The organism is Anaerotruncus massiliensis (ex Togo et al. 2026), assembly GCF_030825285.1.
GTDB classification, from domain to species: Bacteria; Bacillota; Clostridia; order Oscillospirales; family Ruminococcaceae; genus Anaerotruncus; species Anaerotruncus massiliensis.
Window position 1 is genome coordinate 1 of record NZ_JAPJQF010000019.1, and the last position, 21,468, is coordinate 21,468.

A 21,468-nucleotide genomic window follows, 5' to 3' on the forward strand; every position below is an offset into this window, starting at 1 on the left:
CCATTTCTTGTCCGTACAAGAAATGGGGCCGCCCGCCGGGGCGGGACCCGGCAACCCCGCCGCTCGATGAGCGGATAATCTAAGCCTGCCGTCAGTCGACTACCGACAAACTGCGCCGCTTGATGAGCGGATAATCTAATACCGCTGTCGGTCGACTACCGACAACCTCCTCCGCTCGACGAGCGGCAAATCTAAAACCGCCGGGTGATTAAGCCCGCCGCAGGCGGCCCATACTCCCAGTGAGGTGATGGACCATGTCCTATGTCGATCCAAAGCTGCGCTACCGGTTCGAGTCGCTCCCCATCGAGCTGAAAAACGAGATCCTGCGCCGCGACGTCAGTCTTTACACCCTGAACGACCTGATCGAATGTCTCCAAAGCATTGTGGAGGAAGAGTAAGCTCTTCCTCCACTGTGTCATTTCCGGGGGATTTTTCATAGGATGCGCGGGGAGGTGACCGCATGAACTCCTACGAACTGGTCACCGCGATCACCGCGCTCGCGGTATCGATCGCGCAGGACTATCCGAACAACACCGAGCTCGACGTGCTCGGCTCCATCTTTGTGCAGCTGGGCGAGACGCTCGAGACGATCGCGCTCCAGCGGGAGCTGGAGGAGAACCGGCGGGTCCCGCCCGCCGGAAGGCCGGACGTATCAGAGTAGCTTGTAGGCGGGCTTTCGTTCGCCGAACCACCAGTGGCGCAGCCAGTCGTCGAGGACGATGGCCGGCAGGGAGAGCAGGAACCACAGGTTCGTATAAAGCAGGCAGACCTGACCGCAGAGGTTATAGGGCATCCCGGAATAGTCCCAGATCCCCAGTTCCAGCCATATGTTCAGGACCATGCCCGCGCAGAATTCCGCCGTTGTGACGATGAGCGAGGCCAGCACCATCTGGGAGAGCAGCGCCACGCACCACTCGCACCGCTCGTTAATCCGCCCGATCAGCAGAAAGCAGACGCCTCCCAGCACCGCCATCGTCCAGTCGGAATGTCCCCGCCAGAGCACCTCCACCAGATAATAGAGCGCGCCGCCCACCGCAAAGAGCACCCCCTGCCGCAGAGGGACATGCAGGTCGACCATCGCAGCGCCTCCTTCCCTTTTTTCCCATTTTATGCGGGCGCGGCCCGTCCAAACCCCTTCTTTGGATAATTTGGGCGAAGATGGGAAAGAATAGGGATATCTTTACGGAAGGAGGACCTGTCATGATTGCCAAAATCGACCGCGACGGCTGCATCTCCTGCGGCATGTGCGTGGAAATCTGCCCCGAGGTGTTCCATATGGGGGACGACGGGCTGGCCGACGTGCACCAGAATCCCGTCCCGGATGAAGCGGAGAAGGGCGCCGTCACCGCGCAGGAGAGCTGCCCCGTTTCGGTCATCCATGTTGAGTGAGCTGAGTCTTACTTTTTATTTCTCTAACCGGAACGACTAGTATTATGTTACCATTGACCTTTCCGCGGCCGTATGGTAGGATAAATTTACAAACTAAATACCGTTTCCCGGAAAAAGGCCTGCGGCACAGCCGCAGGCCTTTTTTCTGTCCTTTAAGATTTTCCGAACAGCCGTTCCCCCAGCCCCTTGCGTTCCAGCGCCCAGACGAGAAGCAGCCCGAGCACGCAGCAGGAGAGCAGCTGGCCGGCGCCGACCGACAGCGCGGTGGCCAGGAAAACGCCCGTGTTCCACCCCTCCGGGGAGAGGAGGGTGATCTCCGCGCCGATGAAGACGGCGTTGACGAGCACGGGGGGCAGCGACGACGCCACCGGAAGGCCGAAGACGCGCGCCTTCCGCAGCGCCCAGCTCATGAGCGCGGAGATGAGGGTGGCGGAGGTGCCCACCACCACGTCGATCAGCCCCATCGACGAGCCGAGGGCGTTGGTGAGCGCGCAGCCGAGCGTCACACCGACGATGGCGTCCGGGCTCAGCACGGGCAGCAGGGTGAGCGCCTCCGAGACGCGCACCTGCACCGCCCCGAAGGAGAGCGGCAGCAGCAGGAGGCTGACGGCGCAGTAGACCGCGGCGATCATGGCCGCCACGACCATGCGCCGGATGTTGGGGGTTTGCCTTGTCATGTTTTTTTCCTCTTTTCCGGAGCCTTTCCGCGGTTTTCCACGGACGCCCCTAGTATTTGTTTAAGGTCAGGATGTTGCGAACTGACCGCCGCGCAAGCGGCTTTCTTATTTTAGCTTCCGGCGCGGGAAAAAGCAAGCCCGGGATTGTGATTCCCTCGGATTTATAGTATAATTATGCGTGTGTTTTGCGGGCGCCCTGCCGCCCGCGCCCGCGATCGCGCGGAGAATTCATTGGAATCGGGTGAAATCGTTTGACCACTACCTTATATCTGGTCCGCCACGCGGAGGCCGAGGGCAACTGGCGGCGGACCTTTCAGGGACACAGCAACAGCGACGTGAGCGAAAAGGGCTACCGGCAGCTCGAATACCTCGCCCGCCGGTTCGCGGATATCCCGCTGGACGCCGTCTACGCCTCCCCGCTCAAGCGGGCGTACGAGACGGCGAAGGCGATCGACCGCGCGGCCGGGCTGCCCATCGTCACCGACGACGGCCTCATGGAGATCAACGGCGGCGCGTTCGAGGGGGTGCCCTTCGCGGAGCTGCCGCTGCGCTTCCCCGTGGAGGAGGCGCGCTGGGACAACGAGCCGTGGGCGTTCGAGGCCCCGGGCGGCGAGAGCATGCGCAGCGTCTACGAGCGGATGCGGGACACCATCGGCCGCATCGTGCGGGCGCACGCGGGCGGGACGGTCGCCGTCGCCTCCCACGGCTGCGCCATCCGCAACTACCTCTGCTTCGCGCAGGGCTGGCCGATCGAGCGGATCGGCGAGGTCGGCTGGTGCGACAACACCGCCGTGAGCAGGATCGAATTCGGGGACGATTTCCTGCCGCGTCCGGTCTACCTCAACGACTCCTCCCACCTGCCGGAGGCCGCCTCGACCTTCGCGCTCCAGGACTGGTGGCGCAGCGTCCCCGTCACCGAGGAGGACCGCGCGGCCTATGCCGCGCGGGAAAATGCCGATGCCGGCGGCCAGGCCGCCAAAGGAGTGAAGATATGAAGATCATGGCTGTTGATTTCGGCGACGCGCGCACCGGCCTTGCCTGCTGCGACCGCACCGAATATCTCGCGTCCCCCATTGGGGTCATCCACGACAAGGACTTCGGCAGCGTGGTCCAGAAGGTCGCCTCCTCCGCCAGCGAATACGGCGCGGAGATGGTCATCGTGGGGCACCCCATCAATATGGACGGCTCGGAGGGCCCCCGCGCCCAGCTCTGCGCCGACTTCGCCGACCAGCTCGCCCGGCTGGTCAACGTCCCCGTGCGCCTGTGGGACGAGCGCGGCACCACCGTCTCCGCGACGGGGTACCTCAACGCCACCAACACCCGCGGCAAAAAACGCAAGGAGGTCATCGACGAGGTGGCCGCCACCATCATCCTCGAAAGTTATATGAATTACCGCCGCAATCATCCGGATGAAGATTGATAACGGTGGAAAATTGTAGTATACTATCCGCGTGATTACAGCCGCAAAGGAGCTTTTTTTGATGGACTACAACGCACTTGCCGACCTGCTCTTCCCCGGCCTCGACGAGGAGGCGGCCATCGCCAAAATCGAGGCGGACTACCCGCCCCGCAGCCTGCCCGAGGGGGCTAAGGTCACCCGCATGGCCCCCAGCCCCACCGGCTTCATGCACCTCGGGAACCTCTTCGGCGCGATCGCGGACGAACGCCTCGCCCACCAGAGCGGCGGCGTCTTCTACCTGCGCATCGAGGACACCGACCAGAAACGCGAGGTGCCCGGCGCGGTCGAAACGATCCTCAAGGTCTTTTCCGACTACGAGCTTCCCTTCGACGAGGGCGCGACGGCCGACGGCGACAACGGCGCCTACGGCCCCTACCGGCAGCGTCAGCGCGAGGGGATCTACCGGGCCTACGCCAAACGGCTCGTCCGGCAGGGGAAGGCGTATCCCTGCTTCTGCACCGAGGAGGAGCTCGCAGCCATTCGCGAAAAGCAGGCCGCCGAAAAGGCGAATTTCGGCTACTATGGGAGCTGGGCGGTACACCGCGACACTCCCCTGAGCGAGGTGGAATCCCGTGTCGCGGCGGGCGAGCCGTTCGTGCTGCGCTTCCGCAGCGAGGGCGACCCCGGCCGCCGCACCAAGTTCACCGACCTCGTGCGCGGCACGATGGAGCTGCCCGAGAACGACCAGGACGTGGTTCTCCTCAAAAGCGACGGCATCCCCACCTACCACTTTGCGCACGTCGTCGACGACCACCTGATGGGCACGACCCACGTCGTGCGCGGCGAGGAGTGGCTGGCGACGCTGCCCATCCACATCCAGCTTTTCGGCGCGATGGGCTGGAGGATGCCCAAATATGTGCACACCGCCCAGCTCATGAAGCTGGAAAACGGCAATAAGCGCAAGCTCTCCAAGCGCAAGGACCCCGAACTCGCGCTCGACTTCTACCAGCGGCAGGGCTACTGCGTGGCGGCGGTCAAGGAGTACCTCATGACCCTCTTAAACTCCAATTTCGAGGACTGGAGGCTCGCGAACCCCGACGCCCCGCTCGATAAATTTCCTTTCAACACCAAGAAGATGGGTGTCTCAGGCGCGCTCTTCGACATCGAAAAACTGGGCGACGTCTCCAAAAACGTCATCTCCCGCATGTCCGCCGCCGAGGTCGCGGACAGGCTCACCGCCTGGGCGCGGGAATACGACCCCGGCTTCTGCGCGCTGCTCGAGCGCGACCCCGCCTACACCGAGGCGATCCTGTCGATCGGCCGCGGCGGCAAAAAGCCCCGCAAGGACATCGCCGTGTGGAGCGGCGCCAAGGAGTATCTGAGCTTCTTCTTCGACGAGCTCTTCGCCTGCGACGGCGCCTACCCCGAAAACGTCTCCGCCGCCGACGCGAAGCGCATCCTCGACGAATACGCCGCAATCTACGACCCCGCGGACGACAGCGGCGTCTGGTTCGACAGGATCAAGGCGCTCGCCGAGCGGCTCGGCTACGCCGCCAACATGAAGGACTACAAGCAGAATCCCTCCGCCTATCCCGGCAGCGTCGCGGATGTGAGCATGGTGCTCCGCGTGGCCGTCACCGGACGGCAGAACTCCCCCGACATGTACGAGATCATGCGGCTGCTCGGCCGGGAGCGGGTGCTCCGGCGGCTCGGCTCCGCGGCGGAAAATCTGAACTGAAAGAGGACGTGTGCCCTATGGAAATCGCTCCTAATTTTTTGACCGAGATCATCGACGAGGACCTCAAAAACGGCTTTTCGGCGCGAATCCACACCCGGTTCCCACCCGAGCCCAACGGCTACCTGCACATCGGCTCCGCCAAGGCGATCTTCATCAACTACTTCATCGCGAAAAAATACGGCGGGCTCTTCAACCTCCGCTACGACGACACCAATCCCGTCAAGGAGGACACCGAGTTCGTCGAGTCGATCGAGGAGGACCTGCGCTGGCTGGGCGCCAACCCCGACGGCATCTTCTACGGCTCCGACTATTTCGACCAGTGCTACGAGTACGCGGTCCAGCTCATCCGGGACGGCAAGGCCTACGTCTGCGACCTGACGGCCGACGAGATGCGCGAATACCGCGGCACCCTCACCCAGCCGGGACGCGAAAGCCCCTACCGGAACCGCTCGGCCGAGGAGAACCTCGACCTCTTCGAGCGGATGAAGAACGGCGAATTCCCCGACGGCTCCCGCACCCTGCGCGCCAAGATCGACATGGCCTCCCCCAACCTCAACCTGCGCGACCCCGCGATCTACCGCATCGTGCGCGCCCATCACCACCGGCAGGGGGATCGGTGGTGCATCTACCCGCTGTATGATTTTGCGCATCCTATACAGGACGCAATCGAAGGGATCACCCATTCGATGTGCTCCCTCGAGTTCGAGAACCACCGGCCCCTCTACGAGTGGGTGGTGGACAACATCGGCTTCGACCCCAAGCCCAAGCAGCGGGAGTTCGCCCGGCTCAACATCACGAACACGGTCATGAGCAAGCGCTATCTGCGCGAATTGGTCGAGACCGGCCGTGTCGACGGCTGGGACGACCCGCGTATGCCCACCCTCTGCGGCCTGCGCCGCCGGGGCTACACCCCGAGCGCGATCTTTGAGTTCGTGCAGCGCGCGGGCATCGCCAAAACCAACAGCCTCGTCGATCAGAAGCTGCTCGAATACTGCATCCGCGAGGAGCTCAACGCCGCGGCTCCCCGCCGCATGGCGGTGCTCGATCCCATCCGGGTCGTCATTGAAAACTACCCCGAGGGGAAGGAGGAGACCTTCGCGGTCGCCAACAACCCCGTCGACCCCGAGGCCGGGACCCGCGAGGTCGTCTTTACGCGGGAGTGCTACATCGAGCGCACCGACTTCGCCGAGGTGCCGCCGCCCAAGTTCCAGCGGCTGAAGCCGGGCGGCGAGGTCCGGCTGATGGGCGCCTACATCGTGAAGTGCAACGAGGTCGTCAAGGACGCGGACGGCAACGTCGCCGAGCTGCGCTGCACCGCCGACCTCGAAACGGCCAACGGCATGCCCGCCGACGGCCGCAAGGTGCGCGGCACCATCCACTGGGTCTCCGCCGCGCACGCCTGCGACGCGCGCGTGATGCTCTACGAGAATCTCTTCACCCTCGAGGACGTCAACGCCGTGCCCGAGGGCACCAACTACCTCGACTACCTGAACCCCGCTTCCCTCACCGAGCTGCACCACTGCAAGCTCGAGGCGTCCCTCGCCGGCGCGCAGCCGGGCGACCGCTTCCAGTTCGTGCGCATGGGCTACTTCTGCAAGGACAGCAAAAACCCCGACACCTTTAACCGCATTGTCACGCTCAAGGACAGCTTCAAGGTCGAGAAGTGACGCGAAATATGAAAATACGGCGGCGGATGTCCAAGGACATCCGCTGCCGCTTTTTTATGCCGTTGCATGTTTTCTCTGGTAAACCAGCGCCGCCATCATGGCCGCCGCGAAAAAGATCTGAAAGAACGGGTAGAACCCCATGCCGCCGAGGTCGGCGATCCATCCGAACGCAATCGGCATCAGCAGCGTGGCGAGCTGCGAGCTGCCCATCAGGAGGCTGACCGCGCTGCCCGTATCCTCGATTCCAAAGACCTGCGGGACATAATGGATGAAGCAGGGGAAGACCGGCGCGCACCCAAACCCGAGGACCGCCATCGACGCGAGCACCGCGGTCCTTCCGGAGAGCAGGAACAGGGCGAGCGAGCCCGCGGCAATGAGGGCCTGACCGATGTGCATCATCCGCTTGTCGCCCAGCCGGTCGGATATGAACCCGCTCGCGAACCTCCCCACCGTCATCCCGAGGAAGAGAAAGGTCGTCCCCAGCGCGCCGACGTCGTCCGGCAGCCCTTTTCTGATCGTGATGTAGCTGCTCGCCCAAAGCGCCGACGTGGTCTCGATCGCCGTATAGCAGAAGAGCGCCGCGACCATCACCGGCATGCCCTTCAGCCTGATCGCCTCCCGCATGGGCTTCCTTCTCGTCCCCGGGGAACAGACTTCAACGGAAGGGATCTCCTTCCACTTGCCGCGGGAGGACAAAAACAGCAGGAGGACGCCGGTCTGGATGAGGGCCAGGACAAGGTAGCCCGCGTTCCACGCGGCGCCCCCGGCCAGGCAGAGGCTCATGATATAGGGGCCCGCCGTGGCGCCGAGGCTCCACACCATGTTGAGCCAGTTCGCGTATTTTGCCCGCAGGTGCAGCGCCGAAAAGGTATTGATCGAGCAGAGAAAAAAATCCTCGCCGAACCCGAGCGGGATGCTGATGATGCAGAGCATCGCATAGGACCGGCAGTTCGCGTACCCAAAGAGCCCCAGGCATATGAGGACAAAACCAAAGGACGCGACCTTGTGCGTCCCGTATTTCCCGACCAGGCGGTCGGTGTAGACGCTGGCGACGACCCGGCCGGCGGCGATGATCATGTTCACATAGCCGACGAGGGAGAGCGCCACGCCAAAGTCCCTGTAGACGATCGGCCAGACGGACCCCAGCACGGAGTACTGGAGTCCCGAGGCGGCAAATGTGATGAACAGTACGATCAGGAAATAAAGCGACATGTCGTCTCACTTTCAAATCACGGTTGCGTTGTTTGTTCTTTCGGAGCGGCTGACAGAGCTGCCGCCCCGGAACGGCGCACCGATTTCCTCCCATGTGCCGATTCCAAAGCGACAGCCCTTTCCCCGCCGGCGAAGCCGACGGGGCCTTTGATGATCAGATGTCAAGCGGAAGCGTTCCGAAAATCCGCATCTGCTCTTTGACGGCGGCCTTGCACGCCTCGTGCGCGGCGTTGATGAGCTCGATATAGTGGATCTTGCCGTTGAACTCCTTCAGCTTCGCGTCGATCGCGCCCGACGCCGCGAGCGAAAGGCCGGTAAAGAAGTTGATCTTGTTGATGCCGTGCTCGATCGCCGCGCGGAATTCCGACTCGGGAAGCCCCGATCCGCCATGTAGGACGAGCGGGATCTTGACGAGCTCACGGATCTGGTCCAGCCGCTCCGTGTCGATCTTCGGAGTCCCCTTGAAGAGGCCGTGCACCGTGCCGACGGCGACGGCGAGGGCGTCCACGCCCGTCTCCTCGACGAACCGCTTCGCGTCCTCCGGCTTGGTGTACTTGGAGGTGTCCACGTCGCTGGCTTCCAGCTCCCCGCCCTCGGGGCTGCCCACGTGGCCGATTTCCGCTTCAACGCTCACGCCGCAGCTGTGGGCAATCCTGACGAGCTCCCTGGTGATGGCCATGTTTTCCTCCACCGGGAGCGCCGAGCCGTCAAACATGATCGACGTGCAGCCGCCGTGGATGGCTTTGACGCAGCAGGCGAAGCTGTTGCCGTGGTCCAGATGCAGGCAGACGGGAACCGTCGCCCGCTGGCAGCGGTCCAGCAGCCGGTTGAAGTAAAAGCTCATCTGCCGCTCGTCCCTGTCGTCGGCAAAGAAGTTGGGCACCATCAGGATGACCGGGAGCCCCTCTTCCTCCGCCGCCGCGACGATGGCCTCCGTGAAGTTGTCGTCCAGCGTGTCGAACGCGCCTACCGCGTACTTTTTCTCCACGCTTTCCTTCAGGATTTCCGTTAATGTTACCAGTCCCATATTGATAGCCTCCTGTTATTTCATAGAACCATTTTGCCGCAATATTCCCGGTACCGGTCCGCCGCCGCGTCCCAGAGCGGCGCGCGCTCCTTCCGGGGCGTAAAGGTCCTGACCTCGAACGACGACCGGACGATCTCCGGGAAATCCGCCGTTTGGATTTTGCCCTCCGCCGCCGCCTGCAGGAGGATGCCGCCGACCGACGCGCTCTCGTACGGCCCGGCTTCCACCCGCATCCGCGCAGCGTCCGCAATCATCTGGTTGAGGAAGCCGTTTTTTCCTCCTCCGCCGACAATCCGGAGTTTTGTGAACTCCCTGCCCGAGAGCTCCCGCAGCTGCGCGAGGGTCTGCCGGTACTGGAGCGCCATGCTTTCGTAGACGCACCTCGCAATTTCTCCGAGCGCGGCCGGGACCGGCTGTCCCGTCTTCCCGCAGTAGGCGCGGAGCGTCTCCGCGGGGTCCGCGTCGCTGACGAACACGGGCTCCTCCAAATTGACCAGCGACCGGAACGGCTCCGCCGCCTCCGCCTGCCGGACGATCTCATCCCAGGAGAGGGGCCCGGCGGTTTCGCAAAGGCCGCGGTGAAGATTCTGCATGCACCACATGCCCATGATGTCCTTCTGGAGCCTCCACCTGCCGTCCGCGCATCCCTCGTTGGAGAAGTTGTACGCGAGAACCTCCCTGTTGATCGTCGGGCCGTCGCATTCCGCCCCGATGATCGACCAGGTGCCGCTCGAGCAGAACGCCTCGTCCGGCGCCACGGTCAGCGTCGTGACGGCGGACGCCGTGTCGTGCGACGCGGCGGGCGCGTATTTCAGGCGGCCCGCCGCCTCCGGAAGCACCCCGGGCAGGAGGTCGTACCGCCTCGTGCCGGGCAGGATAATCTCCCCAAAGAGGTGCTCCGGAAGCCCGAGCGCCCGGATCAGGCGCCCGTTCCAGCCCCCCGTAAACGGGTCGATCAGCTGGGTCGTCGTGGCGATCGTAAACTCCGAGTAGGCCCTGCCCGTAAAGAAGTACCCGAACAGGTCGGGAAGCGTGAGGATCCTTTCCGCATGGGCGAGGGCCGGGTCCCTTTCGAGCATCCGCTCGTACAGCTGAAACACCGCGTTGCCGCGCCGCACCTGGCTGCCGCACTGCATGAAGTACGCTTCCGGCGGCATCACGTCCCGGAAGAACGCCTCCATGGCGCTCCCGTCGGAATTGCGCGTACACCACGGATATCCGATCGGCTGACCGTTTTTGTCGAGGAACGCGATGTCGTTGCCCCACAGGTCCACGCAGAAGCTGGAGAGGTCTCCGTGCTCCCTCTGCGCCCTGCGGACGCATTCGATCATCTCGTGGAAGAGGTGGAAGAGGTCCCAGTAATCCCTGCCGGCCACGGGGACGTGGTAGTTGGCGAACCTGTGCACCTCCCGCAGCGTGAGCCGCCGGCCCTCCAGCGTGCCCACGATGCCTCTCCCGCTACCGCCGCCGACGTCTATCGCAAGATAAGATGTTGACATGGCGGTCATCCACCCATGGCGTCTTTTTGAAAAGCCGCCAACTGCTCCCGGATGCTTTCCTCGTTGGGGATGTCGTGCGCGCCGCCGATCATAAAGTTTGCAACCGCATAGATCTTGCAGCACTTTTCCAGGAATTCCATGTTGTAGTAGGCCTGGCGGACCGTCTCCGCCCAGGTCACCGCGCCGTGGTTCTCGATAAGCACCGCCCGGTTGGTTTTGACGTAGGGCCGGACCGCCTCGGGAAGTTCAAAGGTTCCCGGACGGCCGTAAGGGGCGACCCGGATCTCTTCGCCGAAGAGCCCCAGCAGCTCGGGGAGCATCCTGGTGTTGACGCGTTTCCCGCTGCATGCGAAGGCGGTGGCGAAGGTGGCGTGCGTATGGAACACCGCGCCGGCCTTGCCGCTCTCCCGGTAAACCCCGTAATGCATCTTCGATTCGGACGAGACCGGGAGGCTGCCGGCGATGATGAGGTTTCCGTCGAGGTCGGTCTTGGACAGCATCTCCGGCGTGAGGTCGTTTTTGCTTACGCCGGTGGGGGTCACCCACACGGCGTCGGCGCCCGTCCGCACGGAGATGTTGCCCTCGTTCCCGGCCACCATCCCCTGCCGGTACACGCGCTTTCCGTATTCACAGATCAACTGCTTTGCTTCTTCATCGCTGTAATACATGTATTTGGATTCCTCTGTTCACTTTCTCTCGTTGAACGCATACCGGAACACGATCGATTTGAGCTGCGTCACCTCGTCCATGACCCGGGAAAGGGATTCACGGCTGTTGCCGCTCATCTTCCTGCCGCCGCCGAACGGGAGCTCCGCCGCGCGGAAGTTGCCCGAGCCGTTGATGGCGATGTGGCCGGTTTTCAGCCTCTTGGCCACCTGGATGCAGGTGTAGATGTTCCGGGAGAAAAGCCCGCCTCCGAGCCCGTAATGTGAGCTGTTGGCAATCCCGACCGCTTCGTCGACCGTGTCGAAGCCGATCACCGGCCACACGGGGCCGAACACCTCCATGTCGCGCGCGATATCCGTGTCGGGCGCCACATCGGTAAGGATGGTGGGCTCGTAGAACGCGCCGCTGCGCTTGCCGCCGCGCACGATCCTGGCGCCCTGCGCGACCGTCAGGTTGACCTGCTCCTCCACCTGCCTGGCGGCCCTCTCCGAGATCATCGGGCCCATGTTGACCTTCGGGTCCATCGGGTCGCCGATCACGAGCTTATCCAGCTCGGCGCTGAGCCTGCGGATGAATTCCTCCTTCAGGGAGTTATGTACCAGGAACCTCTTGGAGCCGGTGCAGCACTGGCGGTTGTTCCGCGCCTGGTCCTCGGCCTCCTTGATCACCAGGTCCATGTCGGCGTCCTCGAACACGATGAACGGGTCGTTGCCGCCGAGCTCGAACTTGTAGTCGGTGAGGTGCTTCGCGGCGGTCGCCGCAATGCTGAGGCCGGCGTCCGTGCTTCCGGTGAAGTTGACGCACGCGATCCGCGGGTCGTCGACGAGGCAGTCTCCCACGACGGAGCCCCTTCCGGTCAGGCACTGCGCCACGCCCGCGGGGAGGCCCGCTTCGTGGAGCATCTCGTGCAGCACGAGAAGCGTCATCGGGTCATAGGAGGGCGCCTTGACCACGATCGTGTTGCCCGCGGCAAGCGCCGCGGCCGTCTTGAACGCCCAGATGGCGGGCGGGAAGTTGTAGGGGATGATGCAGGCGAGGGTTCCGAGCGGCTCGTGGATCGTGATTTGGAGGTCGTCGTCGTATCCCGGCTCCGTGCCGATCGGCATGGTCGATCCGTAGTAGTGCATCGCAACGTCGCACGCGCCGCGGTATACGTACGCCACGGAATCGAGCTCCCACACGGCCTCCTTCATGTACGGCTTGCCGGCTTCCTTGGCGAGGATTTCGCCCAGCTCGAGCCTTCTCTCCATCACCAGGTCGGCGAACCGGCGGAGGATGACGCAGCGTTCTCTGACCGGAAGCGCCGCCCAGGCCTCCTGCGCGGCGACCGCGCCGTCAACCGCCTTCGTGATGTCCTCCGCCGTGGCGGAGGGGACCGTATCGATCACCTGCAGCGTCGCAGGGTTGACCACGTTTTGGGTCCTGCCGTCGGAAGAGTCGGCCTTCTGACCGTTGATGATCATTTTCATAGCATAATCTCCTTCTATTTTCTGTGGGCGTCCAGGTAGTCCTGAACCTGTTGTTTGCTCTTGATCGCGCCGCTCGCGCCATACTGGCTGATCGCGATTGCCGACGCGGCGGACCCGAAGCAGAGCGCTTCCTCCATGCTTTTTCCGTCCACGATCCCCGTGATGAAGCCGGCCACAAAGTTGTCTCCGGCCCCCAGCGTGTCAACCACCCGGTCCGCGATCGTGCCGACGCGGTATGTCCTGCCTTCCGAGCTTGCGAAGACGCCCTGCGCGCCCATCTTCAGGACGACCGTCTTGACGCCCCGCCTGTGGAATTCGTCCGCGATCTCCTCGGGAGAATCCTTGCCCGTGAAGTAGGACGCTTCATGATAGCTCGGGACCAGGTAATCCAGATATTTCATCGCGCCCGCGATATCCTCCAGGGACATCTGCGACTGGTCGAGGACCATGTCCGCCATCGTCAGCGCGCCCGCTTCCTTCGCCTTTTTCAGCAGCGCCGTCAAATCCGCATCGGTCTGGCCCCTGCTCCAGAAAAGGCTGGCGACGGAAACCAGCCTGGCGCCCGCAAAATCGATGTCGAACACATCCGTGCTGTAGCGCATGTTCCCCGCGGCACCGTTGCGGAGGGTCATGCATCCGTGCTCGCCGTCGGCCCCGACGGTGACGACGGTCGCCGTCGTGCTGTGCTCCCGGTCCCGGACGACGCCGTCCGTCGGGATCCCGTAGCCCTCGATCAGGCTCATGAAGGCGCTGCCCAGCGCGTCGTCGCCGATCGCCGTGTAGAGCTTCACGTCGTTGCCCATCGCCGCGAGCCCGACAGCCTCGTTGACCGCGTCTCCGCCCACATACATGTCGATGCTCTCGGAAAACTGCGTCATGCCGTCGGGCGTCCGATCCGGGCCGTTCTTTACGATGATGTCGACAACCGCGTTGCCGACGCAGATGACTTTATTCATGAGGCGGCCTCCCCCTGTACAATCAATTCGGGCGGGGAAGCCGGACGGCGTCCGGCTTCCCCGCTTGTTGCGGCTTCCGGTCAGTCCTCGCTGATTTTGAGCACCGCCTTGACCATCGACTGCCGTTTGCTGATGCAGTCCTCGAACGCCTCCATCGCGTCGTCGAGCGGATAGACCTTGGAGACGATGTCCTTCACGTTGATCCGGCCGGCCGCGATCGCCTCGACGCAGGTGGGATAGATGTTGCGGTAGCGGAAATTGGTCATGAGCGTGAGCTCCTTGTCGCACATCTTCTGGAGGTTCAGAGACGTCTCGCCGACCACGTTGCCGACCTGCATGATGACGCCGCCCTTTTTGCAGATGTAGACCGCGGCCTCCGCCGTATAGCGGCTTCCCGCCGTCTCGAACACATAGTCGGGGCCGATGCCGTCGTAATACTTGAGCACCTCGGCGACGGAATCCTTATCCGTGGTGTTGATGACGCGCGTCGCGCCGACCTCGAGGGCCTTTTCCAGCCTGATGTCGTAGAGGTCGACGGCGGTGATGTCCGTGACCCCGGCCGCCTTCAGCGACATGATCGTGACGAGGCCGATGCAGCCTGTTCCGAGCACGACCGCCGAATCGCCCACCTGGATGCCCGAACGGACGACCGAGTTCATGCCGACCGCGAGCGGCTCCACCAGGGCGCCTTCCATCGTCGACACGTTGTCCGGGAGCTTGAAGCAGAGCTCCGCGGGATGCGTGATGTACTCCCTCATCGCGCCCTTCGTGCGCGGGGCCGAAAGGAACTCCATCTCCTTGCAGAGGTTGTATTTGCCCTTTTTGCACCACTCGCATTTGCCGCAGAAGGTTCCCGGCTCGACGCAGACCCGGTCTCCGACCTTGAGATCCTTGACGCCGTCGGCCACTTCCACCACCGTGCCCGCGAACTCATGCCCGATGATGAAGGGGTAGACGTCCGGGAAGTCGGGCTCCCCGAAGGAATAGAAGTGAACGTCGGAACCACACACGCCGCAATATCCCACTTTCACCTTTACATATCCGGGCTTCATTTCCGGCATGGGGGTGTCCATAATTTCGATCTTCCGGTTCTCCATGACGACCGCTGCTTTGTTGACCATAGTATCTTCCCTTTCTTTATCATTTATTTTAAGTATAATAATAAATTCCAAATTGTTCTGCTATAACTATACCAAAGAAACGTCAAATGTCAATACGCCGAGGGTTTTATTTTTCGGGAGAATATCCCGCCTGAATTTTGTGGAATATGTAAAATCCCAATATAATGCTGATTTTTCAGCAAATTTATCTAACAAAATGTTTCTCCTTCTATTGCTTTTCTGATTTAATACTGCTATAATCGTGTAAGCAAATATTTATATTATAATTATTATTAAAACTATATTAAGTGGGTGACCGCCTTGAGACAAAAGCTCTTATTCGTCGCGGACTTCTCGATTACCGAACAGGACGTCCGCGAGAACCTGTACCGCTTCGCCCCCTATGACGTTGACGTGGACATCATTGAGATCTCCATGGGAGCGGATGAAAACGAGCGGGCCCAGTATATCCTGAAGACTGAGACGGCGGGCCCCGAATGGTTTACGCCCCCTGCGGAGCTGCTTGAAAAGGCGGCCGGCGCGGACATCATTGTCACCGATTTTGTGGCGATCGGCTCCCGGGTCATCGAGGCCGCGAAGCGCCTCAAGCTGATCGGGGTGACGAGAAGCGGCGTGGAGAACGTCAACCTCGCCTGCGCCGGGGAGCGCGGCGTGGCCGTCGTCTGCTCCCCCGGCCGGGTCGCCGCGCCCGTCGCGGATTACACGGTCGGCATGATCATCGCCGAGTCCCGGAACATCGCGAGAAGCTCCCTCACCGCCAACGGCGGCAGCTGGGTCGTCCGGTTCCGCAATTACCCCTATTCCCACAACCTTGCCGACAAGACCGTCGGGATCATCGGATACGGCGCGATCGGCCAGATGGTCGCGGAGCGCCTGCGGGCGTTCGGGTGCCGGATCATCGCCTATGAAAATTACATGCCCGCGGAAAAGGTGCGCGCGCTCGGCGCGGAGCCCGTATCGCTTGACCGGCTGCTGGAAACCTCCGACTTTATCACCATACACGCCCGCCTCAGCGAGGAGAGCAGGGGTATGCTCGGGCGCGAAGAGTTCCGGAGGATGAAGCCCTCCGCGTTCTTTATCAACACCGCCCGCGCGGGGCTCATCGACGAAGACGCCCTGATCGAGGTCCTGCGGGACCATCGGATCGCCGGGGCCGCCCTCGACGTCTTCTCCCACGAGCCGATCAACCCGGACAACCCCCTTCTCAAGCTCGACAACGTCACACTCACCCCCCACCTCGCGGGGACGACGAGCAATGTCGCGGGCAACTCGATCGCCGTCCTGCTCAAGGACCTTGACCGGTACTTCCGAGGCGAGCCGATGGTCCATGTCAGGCAGGGATGAGGCGATGAAAAGAGCGGTTCTCGTCATCGACGTCGGCACGTCGAACGTCCGGACAAACCTCATCGATCTGGAGGACGGCGGCATCCTCACCGGGGCGTCCAGGAAGAACCTCTGGCTGAACACCGGCATCGGCCGGTGCGAGATGGACGCGGACATGATCTGGAAAAACCTCCAGGACTCCCTTTGCGAGGCCCTCGAGGCGTGCCGCGGGCTCTGTGAGATCGCTTGCGTCAGCTTCTCGGTGATGGGCGACTCGCTGGTCCCCGTGGACGGAGACCTGAAGCCCTTACGGAACATGATCATGGCGTTCGACACGCGCGCCCGGCGCGAGGCCGAGGAGATCACCTACCTCGTCGGGGATGAAAAATTCCGCGCCATCACCGGCGGGCCCTGTTTTTCGACCCTCCTGTGCTCCAAAATCCTATGGCTCAAGCGCCATGAGCCCGACGTGTACCAGAGGGCCCGCCGTTACCTGAGCATTCAGGAATACCTCCTTTGCAGGATGGGGCTCGGCGTCCACATCGACTACACGCTGGCCTGCAGAAAATCCCTTTTTGACGTCGTCGGGAAGGAGTGGTCGGATACCATCGCCTCCTGCATCGGCATCGATGTGTCACAGGCGGGCGGCGAGGTCCACGATTCCGCCTGCGTCCTGGCAAGTCTGGACCGGATCGGCGATGTCCGGCTGCCCCGCGAGATTCCCATCGTCCTTGGCGCGCACGACGCGGAGTGCGGATTTCTGGGGCTCGGGGTCAATCCGGAGCGGGACCGGATCTTCGGCGACGTTTCCGGGACCTACGAAATGCTCGGAAGCTTCTCGCGGGGCAGGGCTCCCACGGCAGTCTGCACGCCCGCCGAACTGGGCTGCGCGTTTTCCCGGGACACCCACTCCATCAACGGCGCGGCCATCGCCGGCAGGTACATCTCCTGGTACCGGAACGAAATTTACCGGGGCGGCGGGAACCTGTTCGCCGAGATGGAGGAGCAGATCCGCTTCGACGCGTCGTCGCGCGTCGCCTTCCTCATGAGCAACGACAAGACGAGCTGCGCGCTCACCGGCTTCGACACCTCCATGCCGAACCACGCCGTCTATCAGGCGATCATCGAGGGGATCACCTACCGGATCAAGGAGGTGGCCGAGGGGATCGAAAAAACGGTCGGCGCTCCCTGCGAGGCCCTCTACTGCGGGGGCGGCGGTTCCGGCTCCTCCAAATGGCTCCAGCTCAAATCCGACCTCCTGCAAAAGGAGGTGCGGCGGGTGCTGAATTCCGAGGTCTCCTCCGTGGGCGCGGCGATTCTGGGCGCCGTGGGAATCGGCTTCTATTCGGGCTATACGGAGGCCATCTCCCGGATGGTCCGGGTGTCGGACACTTTCGTTCCCAATCCGGCGATCAGCGCCGCCTACCAGGAACGGTTCAACAGTTATCTCAAAGAACGCAAACGCTATTATCAATGATCGAAAAGGAGAGCGAAACCATGAAAATGCTGATCAGCGGAAACTGGGTGGACGCCGCCAACCGGGCGACCATCGACGTCACCAACCCCTACGACGGCAAGCTGCTTGAGACGGTGCCCAACGCCGCTAAGGAGGACGTCGACCGCGCCATCGCCGACGCCGTCACGGCCCAGAAGCAGTGGAACCGGGTCATCGTCCGCGAGCGCGCGAAAATCCTGCGCAGGTATCTGGAGCTCCTCACGGAGTACCGGGACGAGCTCGCCAGGACCCTCACGCTCGAGACGGGCAAGCCGATCTTCGACTCCTACGGCGAGATCGACTCCGTCTACATGACGTTCGAGAGCTCCATCGAGATCGTCAAGCACCAATACGGGAAGACGATGCCCATGGGCATCGAGGGCGGCTACGACGACGACCTCCAGGTGACGGTGCACGAGCCGCTCGGCGTCATCGCCTGCATCGTCCCCTTCAATTTCCCGGCCGCCCTCTGGGCGTTTAAGGCGGGTCCGGCGCTGATGGCGGGCAACGCCATCGTCGTGAAGCCCGCGACCTCCAATCCGCTCACCGTCTTAAAGCTCATGGGGCTTCTGGTGGAGGCGGGCGTTACGCCGGGCGCCGTGCAGTGCGTCACCGGCCGCGGCTCCACCGTCGGCAACTGGATTTCCGACAACCCCAGCATCGCCCAGCTCAACCTCACGGGCGGCGTGGAGGCGGGCAAGGAGATCGCCCGGCATGCCGCCGAAAACCTCACCGCCTATAAGTTCGAGCTTGGCGGCAACGATCCGCTCATCATCTGCGCGGACTGCGACATGGACCTGGCCGTCAACGAGGCGGGCGACAAGACGCGGAACGCGGGACAGTGCTGCTCGGGCGCAAAACGGTTCATCGTCCACGAGTCGATCAAGGACGAATTTGTCACCCGGCTGATCGAGGAGCGCCTGAAAACGGTGAAGGAGGGCGACCTGATGGATCTCGAGACCGACTTCGGCGTGCTGATCAGCGAAGCGGCCGCCAAAGAGGTCGAGCAGCAGGTGCGGCACACCATCGGCCAGGGCGCCAAGCTGGTGTACGGCGGCATCCGGAGGGGCGCGTATTACATGCCCACGGTGCTCGACAACTGCACGAAGGATATGGATATCTGCAAAAACATGGAGATCTTTGGACCGGTCTTCCCCATCTTCACCTTCCAGACGCTGGATGAAGCGATTGAGATCGCTGAGACCTCCGACTACGGCCTCAGCTCGGGCGTCATCACGAACGACTTCCAGGACGCCATGAAGGTGGCCGCGAGTTTAAGAACGGGCATGGTCGCCGTCAACGGTTCCGGCGGGTTCCGCGCGCAGGAGCTGCCCTTCGGCGGCGGCAAGAAGATGAGCGGGAACAGCCGCGAGTGCATGTCCTCCGTCCTGGAAGAGGTGACGCAGGAGAAATCCATCATCTTCCGGTACGCCATGAAAAAATATCACGAGTCCTGATCGCTCCGGCGCGCCGCGCCCCGACTGGGAAGGAGAAAGCTATGAAAGCGCTGTATTATGAAAAGCCGCTCAGGGAAAACGCGTCGATCCGCGAGATGCCCGATCCCGTCTGCGGGAGCCATGACATTGTCATCAGGGTGATGAGCTGCAGCATCTGCCACGGCGTCGAGGCGGACCACGAGGCGCCCGGCGGGAGCAGCTGCTCCGGGTATCCGCTGATCCCGGGCCATGAGTTCGCCGGCTATGTCCATGAGGTCGGCGACGCCGTCACGACCTTCCGGGTGGGCGACCGGGTCACCGCCGACAACACCGTTCCCTGCGGCGTCTGCCATTACTGCAAAAAAGGTGATTTCATCCACTGCCCGGACAAGCGGAACCTGGGGAACAAGGCGGACGGCGGCTTCGCGGAATATGTGAAGGTCGCCGAGGGCAAGGCGGTCCGGCTGCCGGATCACGTCAGCTTCAACGAGGGCTGTCTTTCCGAGCCTGTCGCCTGCTGCATGCACTCCATGGATCAGATGAACATCCGCTACGGCGACGACGTGCTCGTCATGGGCGCCGGCCCGATGGGCATGATCCTCGCGATGCTGGCGTCGCACAGCAACGCGAACCACGTCGTGGTCTGCGCGTCGTCCGTGGCCAAACTGGAAAAGGTCAAGGCGCTCGGGATCGAAACCGTTTTGATGGACCGCGGCGACTATTCCAAGCATGAGAAGAAGCTGCTTTCCCGCTATCCGCTCGGGTTCGACTGCCTCTTCGACGCCACGGGCGCCGAGGAGCTCGTCTACTCCACCCCCAGGCTCATGAAGATGGGCGGGCGGATTCTCGGCTACGGCTACTACCGCGGCGAGCGTCCGACGCTCCGCTTCCCCTTCAACGAGTTCTGGGACCGGGAGCTCACCTATTACTCTTCCCTCAGCCAGGTGGGCGACTTCGGCAGGGCGGTGGACGCCATCGCCTCGGGCAAGGTCAACGCCAAGGCGCTGATCAGCGGCGAATACGACCTCGACCATTATTTCGACGGCCTCGACCGGGTGATGCACGAAAAAGACGTCATCAAGATCATCATCCATCCGAACGCCGGATAGGTCCCCCTACCCCGGAGGAACCCCCGGCAGGCACGGATTCCCGTTGCACAGGGCAATTACGGACGCGGACTCCGCGCCCGTAATTGCCCTGTCCGCGTTTCGCCGCAGACGGGCGGAAATGGAAGCGGGTCTCCGCCCCGGACGGCGCGGGGGCCCGCTTCCTTCCATTTTGGTCAGTCGAGGCGGACCGTCCTGCCCTGCCTCGCAGATTCATACATCGTTTCGATCACCCTGACCACGGCGGCGGCCTGTTCGGCGCGGACCGCGTGCGGCCTGCCGCCCTCCAAATCGGTGAGCCAGCTGTCCATCTCCCGGACCGGCGCGAGGGAGAGCACCTCGTCGGCCAGATCGCCCATCGGGATGAACTTTTCCGGGCCGTCGGGCGTGACCGTGACGAGCCGGTCGTATTCCGCCTTCACCAGCTTCCACCGGTAGGAGCCCGGGCCGTAGTCGCCCTGCAGCTGCTGCGCCCCGCCCTTTGTTCCGCACACCGTCACGCACGCTTCCCGCGCGTCGGGAATGTTGAGCGCCCAGGACGCCTCCACGCTGAGGAGCGCGCCGTTTTTCATGCGGATAAAGCCGAACGCCGAGTCCTCCACCTCGAATTTGGCGGGATCCCAAGGGCCCCACACGTTGCCGGCCGGGTCGTCGACCAGGCCCTTGAACGCCGCGGCCGTGACCGACGCGATCTCATAGTTATCCATAAACCACAGGGCGAGGTCGATGGCGTGGGTGCCGATATCGATCAGCGGCCCGCCGCCCTGCGCCTCCATCGAAAGGAAGCGGCCCCATGTGGGGACCTTTTTTCTGCGCGTGGCGTGCGCCTTCGCGTAGTAGATCTCTCCCAGGTCGCCCGCGCGCGCGGCCGCGTGGACAGCCTGCGAGTCGTCCCGGAACCGGTTCTGGTAGCCGACGGTGAGCTTCCTCTGGTTTTTCTTCGCGGCCTCCACCATCCTGCACGCGTCCGCGTAGCTTTCGGCCATCGGCTTTTCGCACATGACGTGCTTGCCCGCGTTGAGGGCCTTGACCGCGATTTCGCAGTGCGAATGGTTGGGCGTACAGATGTGGACCGCGTCCACGGAGGGATCGTTCAGGAGCTCTTCAAAGTCCTCATAGACCTTCGCGCCGGGCAGCAGGTCCTCCCGGAGGCTGTATGCCGCCGCCGGCTGCATATCCGCCAACGCGGTGATCTCGCAGCGGTCCGGGAACTGTAACAGCGCCCTTACGTGTTTCACCCGCGCGATCGAGCCGCAGCCGATGATCCCGATTCTCAATTTTCCCATAA

The 21,468-nt window shown here is 62.9% G+C and carries 21 protein-coding genes; 11 read left to right on the forward strand and 10 right to left on the reverse strand.

Annotated elements, in window-relative coordinates:
• Positions 1-254 precede the first annotated feature (254 nt).
• Both RCI06_RS07605 and RCI06_RS07610 read left to right on the forward strand, forming a co-directional pair.
• Complete coding sequence (locus RCI06_RS07605) at positions 255-398, forward strand: hypothetical protein (protein WP_172439125.1); 144 nt, start codon at positions 255-257, stop codon at positions 396-398.
• A 62-nt stretch (positions 399-460) separates the two neighbouring features.
• Positions 461-661 (forward strand): DUF6774 domain-containing protein, encoded by a 201-nt coding sequence (locus RCI06_RS07610; protein WP_306575368.1) that lies wholly within the window; start codon positions 461-463, stop codon positions 659-661.
• On the opposite strand, the gene RCI06_RS07615 is transcribed toward RCI06_RS07610, so the two are convergent.
• Complete coding sequence (locus RCI06_RS07615; protein ID WP_276871387.1) at positions 653-1,078, reverse strand: hypothetical protein; 426 nt, start codon at positions 1,076-1,078, stop codon at positions 653-655. The genes RCI06_RS07610 and RCI06_RS07615 overlap by 9 nt on opposite strands.
• 122 nt (positions 1,079-1,200) lie before the next feature.
• Here RCI06_RS07615 and RCI06_RS07620 point away from each other — a divergent pair, with 122 nt between their 5' ends.
• Positions 1,201-1,389 (forward strand): ferredoxin, encoded by a 189-nt coding sequence (locus tag RCI06_RS07620; protein ID WP_101548561.1) that lies wholly within the window; start codon positions 1,201-1,203, stop codon positions 1,387-1,389.
• Positions 1,390-1,541: 152 nt separating this feature from the next.
• Here the strand turns inward: RCI06_RS07620 and RCI06_RS07625 are convergent, their stop codons facing one another.
• Positions 1,542-2,066, reverse strand: a complete 525-nt coding sequence (locus RCI06_RS07625; RefSeq protein WP_306575371.1) for a QueT transporter family protein — start codon at positions 2,064-2,066, stop codon at positions 1,542-1,544.
• A 251-nt stretch (positions 2,067-2,317) separates the two neighbouring features.
• On the opposite strand from RCI06_RS07625, the gene RCI06_RS07630 reads away from it, so the two are divergent.
• From RCI06_RS07630 to RCI06_RS07645, 4 genes are all read left to right on the forward strand, one after another.
• Entirely contained in the window at positions 2,318-3,061 is a 744-nt protein-coding gene (locus tag RCI06_RS07630; RefSeq protein ID WP_276871380.1) for a histidine phosphatase family protein, read from the forward strand.
• Positions 3,058-3,486 (forward strand): Holliday junction resolvase RuvX, encoded by a 429-nt coding sequence (gene ruvX / locus RCI06_RS07635; protein WP_306575374.1) that lies wholly within the window; start codon positions 3,058-3,060, stop codon positions 3,484-3,486. The genes RCI06_RS07630 and ruvX overlap by 4 nt, the downstream gene beginning before the upstream one ends.
• 61 nt (positions 3,487-3,547) lie before the next feature.
• Positions 3,548-5,203, forward strand: a complete 1,656-nt coding sequence (gene gltX / locus RCI06_RS07640; RefSeq protein ID WP_101548553.1) for a glutamate--tRNA ligase — start codon at positions 3,548-3,550, stop codon at positions 5,201-5,203.
• Between the two features lie 17 nt (positions 5,204-5,220).
• The gene (locus RCI06_RS07645; protein WP_306575377.1) at positions 5,221-6,870 is read left to right on the forward strand and encodes a glutamine--tRNA ligase/YqeY domain fusion protein; all 1,650 of its coding nucleotides are present in this window, start codon (positions 5,221-5,223) and stop codon (positions 6,868-6,870) included.
• Between the two features lie 54 nt (positions 6,871-6,924).
• Here the strand turns inward: RCI06_RS07645 and RCI06_RS07650 are convergent, their stop codons facing one another.
• The 7 genes from RCI06_RS07650 to RCI06_RS07680 form a co-directional block, all read right to left on the reverse strand.
• Positions 6,925-8,082 carry a sugar MFS transporter gene (locus RCI06_RS07650; RefSeq protein WP_306575380.1) on the reverse strand — a complete coding sequence of 386 codons (1,158 nt, stop codon included), beginning with the start codon at positions 8,080-8,082 and terminating at the stop codon, positions 6,925-6,927.
• Positions 8,083-8,236: 154 nt separating this feature from the next.
• Positions 8,237-9,109: a class II fructose-bisphosphate aldolase gene (locus RCI06_RS07655; RefSeq protein ID WP_306575383.1), complete on the reverse strand. Its 873-nt coding sequence runs from the start codon at positions 9,107-9,109 to the stop codon at positions 8,237-8,239.
• Between the two features lie 20 nt (positions 9,110-9,129).
• The gene (locus RCI06_RS07660; RefSeq protein ID WP_306575386.1) at positions 9,130-10,608 is read right to left on the reverse strand and encodes a rhamnulokinase family protein; all 1,479 of its coding nucleotides are present in this window, start codon (positions 10,606-10,608) and stop codon (positions 9,130-9,132) included.
• A gap of 5 nt (positions 10,609-10,613) precedes the next feature.
• Positions 10,614-11,276: a class II aldolase/adducin family protein gene (locus RCI06_RS07665; protein WP_306575389.1), complete on the reverse strand. Its 663-nt coding sequence runs from the start codon at positions 11,274-11,276 to the stop codon at positions 10,614-10,616.
• Between the two features lie 18 nt (positions 11,277-11,294).
• The gene (locus RCI06_RS07670) at positions 11,295-12,743 is read right to left on the reverse strand and encodes an aldehyde dehydrogenase (RefSeq protein ID WP_306575392.1); all 1,449 of its coding nucleotides are present in this window, start codon (positions 12,741-12,743) and stop codon (positions 11,295-11,297) included.
• A gap of 14 nt (positions 12,744-12,757) precedes the next feature.
• Complete coding sequence (locus RCI06_RS07675) at positions 12,758-13,699, reverse strand: carbohydrate kinase family protein (RefSeq protein ID WP_306575394.1); 942 nt, start codon at positions 13,697-13,699, stop codon at positions 12,758-12,760.
• Between the two features lie 80 nt (positions 13,700-13,779).
• Positions 13,780-14,820, reverse strand: coding sequence for an NAD(P)-dependent alcohol dehydrogenase (locus RCI06_RS07680; protein ID WP_306575396.1), 1,041 nt, complete (start codon positions 14,818-14,820; stop codon positions 13,780-13,782).
• Positions 14,821-15,120: 300 nt separating this feature from the next.
• Between RCI06_RS07680 and RCI06_RS07685 the strand changes: the two genes are divergently transcribed.
• Genes RCI06_RS07685 through RCI06_RS07700 form a run of 4 tightly spaced genes read left to right on the forward strand, consistent with a single transcriptional unit; the run spans position 15,121 to position 20,183 of the window.
• A complete protein-coding gene (locus RCI06_RS07685; protein ID WP_306575399.1) occupies positions 15,121-16,164 on the forward strand; it encodes a 2-hydroxyacid dehydrogenase in 1,044 nt (347 codons plus the stop codon).
• A gap of 4 nt (positions 16,165-16,168) precedes the next feature.
• Complete coding sequence (locus tag RCI06_RS07690) at positions 16,169-17,620, forward strand: L-fuculokinase (RefSeq protein ID WP_306575402.1); 1,452 nt, start codon at positions 16,169-16,171, stop codon at positions 17,618-17,620.
• Between the two features lie 20 nt (positions 17,621-17,640).
• Positions 17,641-19,095: an aldehyde dehydrogenase gene (locus RCI06_RS07695; protein ID WP_306575404.1), complete on the forward strand. Its 1,455-nt coding sequence runs from the start codon at positions 17,641-17,643 to the stop codon at positions 19,093-19,095.
• Between the two features lie 41 nt (positions 19,096-19,136).
• Complete coding sequence (locus RCI06_RS07700; protein WP_306575407.1) at positions 19,137-20,183, forward strand: alcohol dehydrogenase catalytic domain-containing protein; 1,047 nt, start codon at positions 19,137-19,139, stop codon at positions 20,181-20,183.
• A 173-nt stretch (positions 20,184-20,356) separates the two neighbouring features.
• Here RCI06_RS07700 and RCI06_RS07705 read toward each other — a convergent pair whose 3' ends face one another.
• Complete coding sequence (locus tag RCI06_RS07705; RefSeq protein ID WP_306575409.1) at positions 20,357-21,466, reverse strand: Gfo/Idh/MocA family protein; 1,110 nt, start codon at positions 21,464-21,466, stop codon at positions 20,357-20,359.
• Positions 21,467-21,468: the final 2 nt, after the last annotated feature.

What these genes read in the sequence shown, in the direction of transcription:
- RCI06_RS07605 (WP_172439125.1), top strand. Translation starts at nt 255, where the DNA reads ATGTCCTATGTCGATCCAAAGCTGCGCTACCGGTTCGAGTCGCTCCCC.
- RCI06_RS07610 (WP_306575368.1), top strand. Translation starts at nt 461, where the DNA reads ATGAACTCCTACGAACTGGTCACCGCGATCACCGCGCTCGCGGTATCG.
- RCI06_RS07615 (WP_276871387.1), bottom strand. Translation starts at nt 1,078, where the DNA reads ATGGTCGACCTGCATGTCCCTCTGCGGCAGGGGGTGCTCTTTGCGGTG.
- RCI06_RS07620 (WP_101548561.1), top strand. Translation starts at nt 1,201, where the DNA reads ATGATTGCCAAAATCGACCGCGACGGCTGCATCTCCTGCGGCATGTGC.
- RCI06_RS07625 (WP_306575371.1), bottom strand. Translation starts at nt 2,066, where the DNA reads ATGACAAGGCAAACCCCCAACATCCGGCGCATGGTCGTGGCGGCCATG.
- ruvX (WP_306575374.1), top strand. Translation starts at nt 3,058, where the DNA reads ATGAAGATCATGGCTGTTGATTTCGGCGACGCGCGCACCGGCCTTGCC.
- gltX (WP_101548553.1), top strand. Translation starts at nt 3,548, where the DNA reads ATGGACTACAACGCACTTGCCGACCTGCTCTTCCCCGGCCTCGACGAG.
- RCI06_RS07645 (WP_306575377.1), top strand. Translation starts at nt 5,221, where the DNA reads ATGGAAATCGCTCCTAATTTTTTGACCGAGATCATCGACGAGGACCTC.
- RCI06_RS07650 (WP_306575380.1), bottom strand. Translation starts at nt 8,082, where the DNA reads ATGTCGCTTTATTTCCTGATCGTACTGTTCATCACATTTGCCGCCTCG.
- RCI06_RS07655 (WP_306575383.1), bottom strand. Translation starts at nt 9,109, where the DNA reads ATGGGACTGGTAACATTAACGGAAATCCTGAAGGAAAGCGTGGAGAAA.
- RCI06_RS07660 (WP_306575386.1), bottom strand. Translation starts at nt 10,608, where the DNA reads ATGTCAACATCTTATCTTGCGATAGACGTCGGCGGCGGTAGCGGGAGA.
- RCI06_RS07665 (WP_306575389.1), bottom strand. Translation starts at nt 11,276, where the DNA reads ATGTATTACAGCGATGAAGAAGCAAAGCAGTTGATCTGTGAATACGGA.
- RCI06_RS07670 (WP_306575392.1), bottom strand. Translation starts at nt 12,743, where the DNA reads ATGAAAATGATCATCAACGGTCAGAAGGCCGACTCTTCCGACGGCAGG.
- RCI06_RS07675 (WP_306575394.1), bottom strand. Translation starts at nt 13,699, where the DNA reads ATGAATAAAGTCATCTGCGTCGGCAACGCGGTTGTCGACATCATCGTA.
- RCI06_RS07680 (WP_306575396.1), bottom strand. Translation starts at nt 14,820, where the DNA reads ATGGTCAACAAAGCAGCGGTCGTCATGGAGAACCGGAAGATCGAAATT.
- RCI06_RS07690 (WP_306575402.1), top strand. Translation starts at nt 16,169, where the DNA reads ATGAAAAGAGCGGTTCTCGTCATCGACGTCGGCACGTCGAACGTCCGG.
- RCI06_RS07695 (WP_306575404.1), top strand. Translation starts at nt 17,641, where the DNA reads ATGAAAATGCTGATCAGCGGAAACTGGGTGGACGCCGCCAACCGGGCG.
- RCI06_RS07700 (WP_306575407.1), top strand. Translation starts at nt 19,137, where the DNA reads ATGAAAGCGCTGTATTATGAAAAGCCGCTCAGGGAAAACGCGTCGATC.
- RCI06_RS07705 (WP_306575409.1), bottom strand. Translation starts at nt 21,466, where the DNA reads ATGGGAAAATTGAGAATCGGGATCATCGGCTGCGGCTCGATCGCGCGG.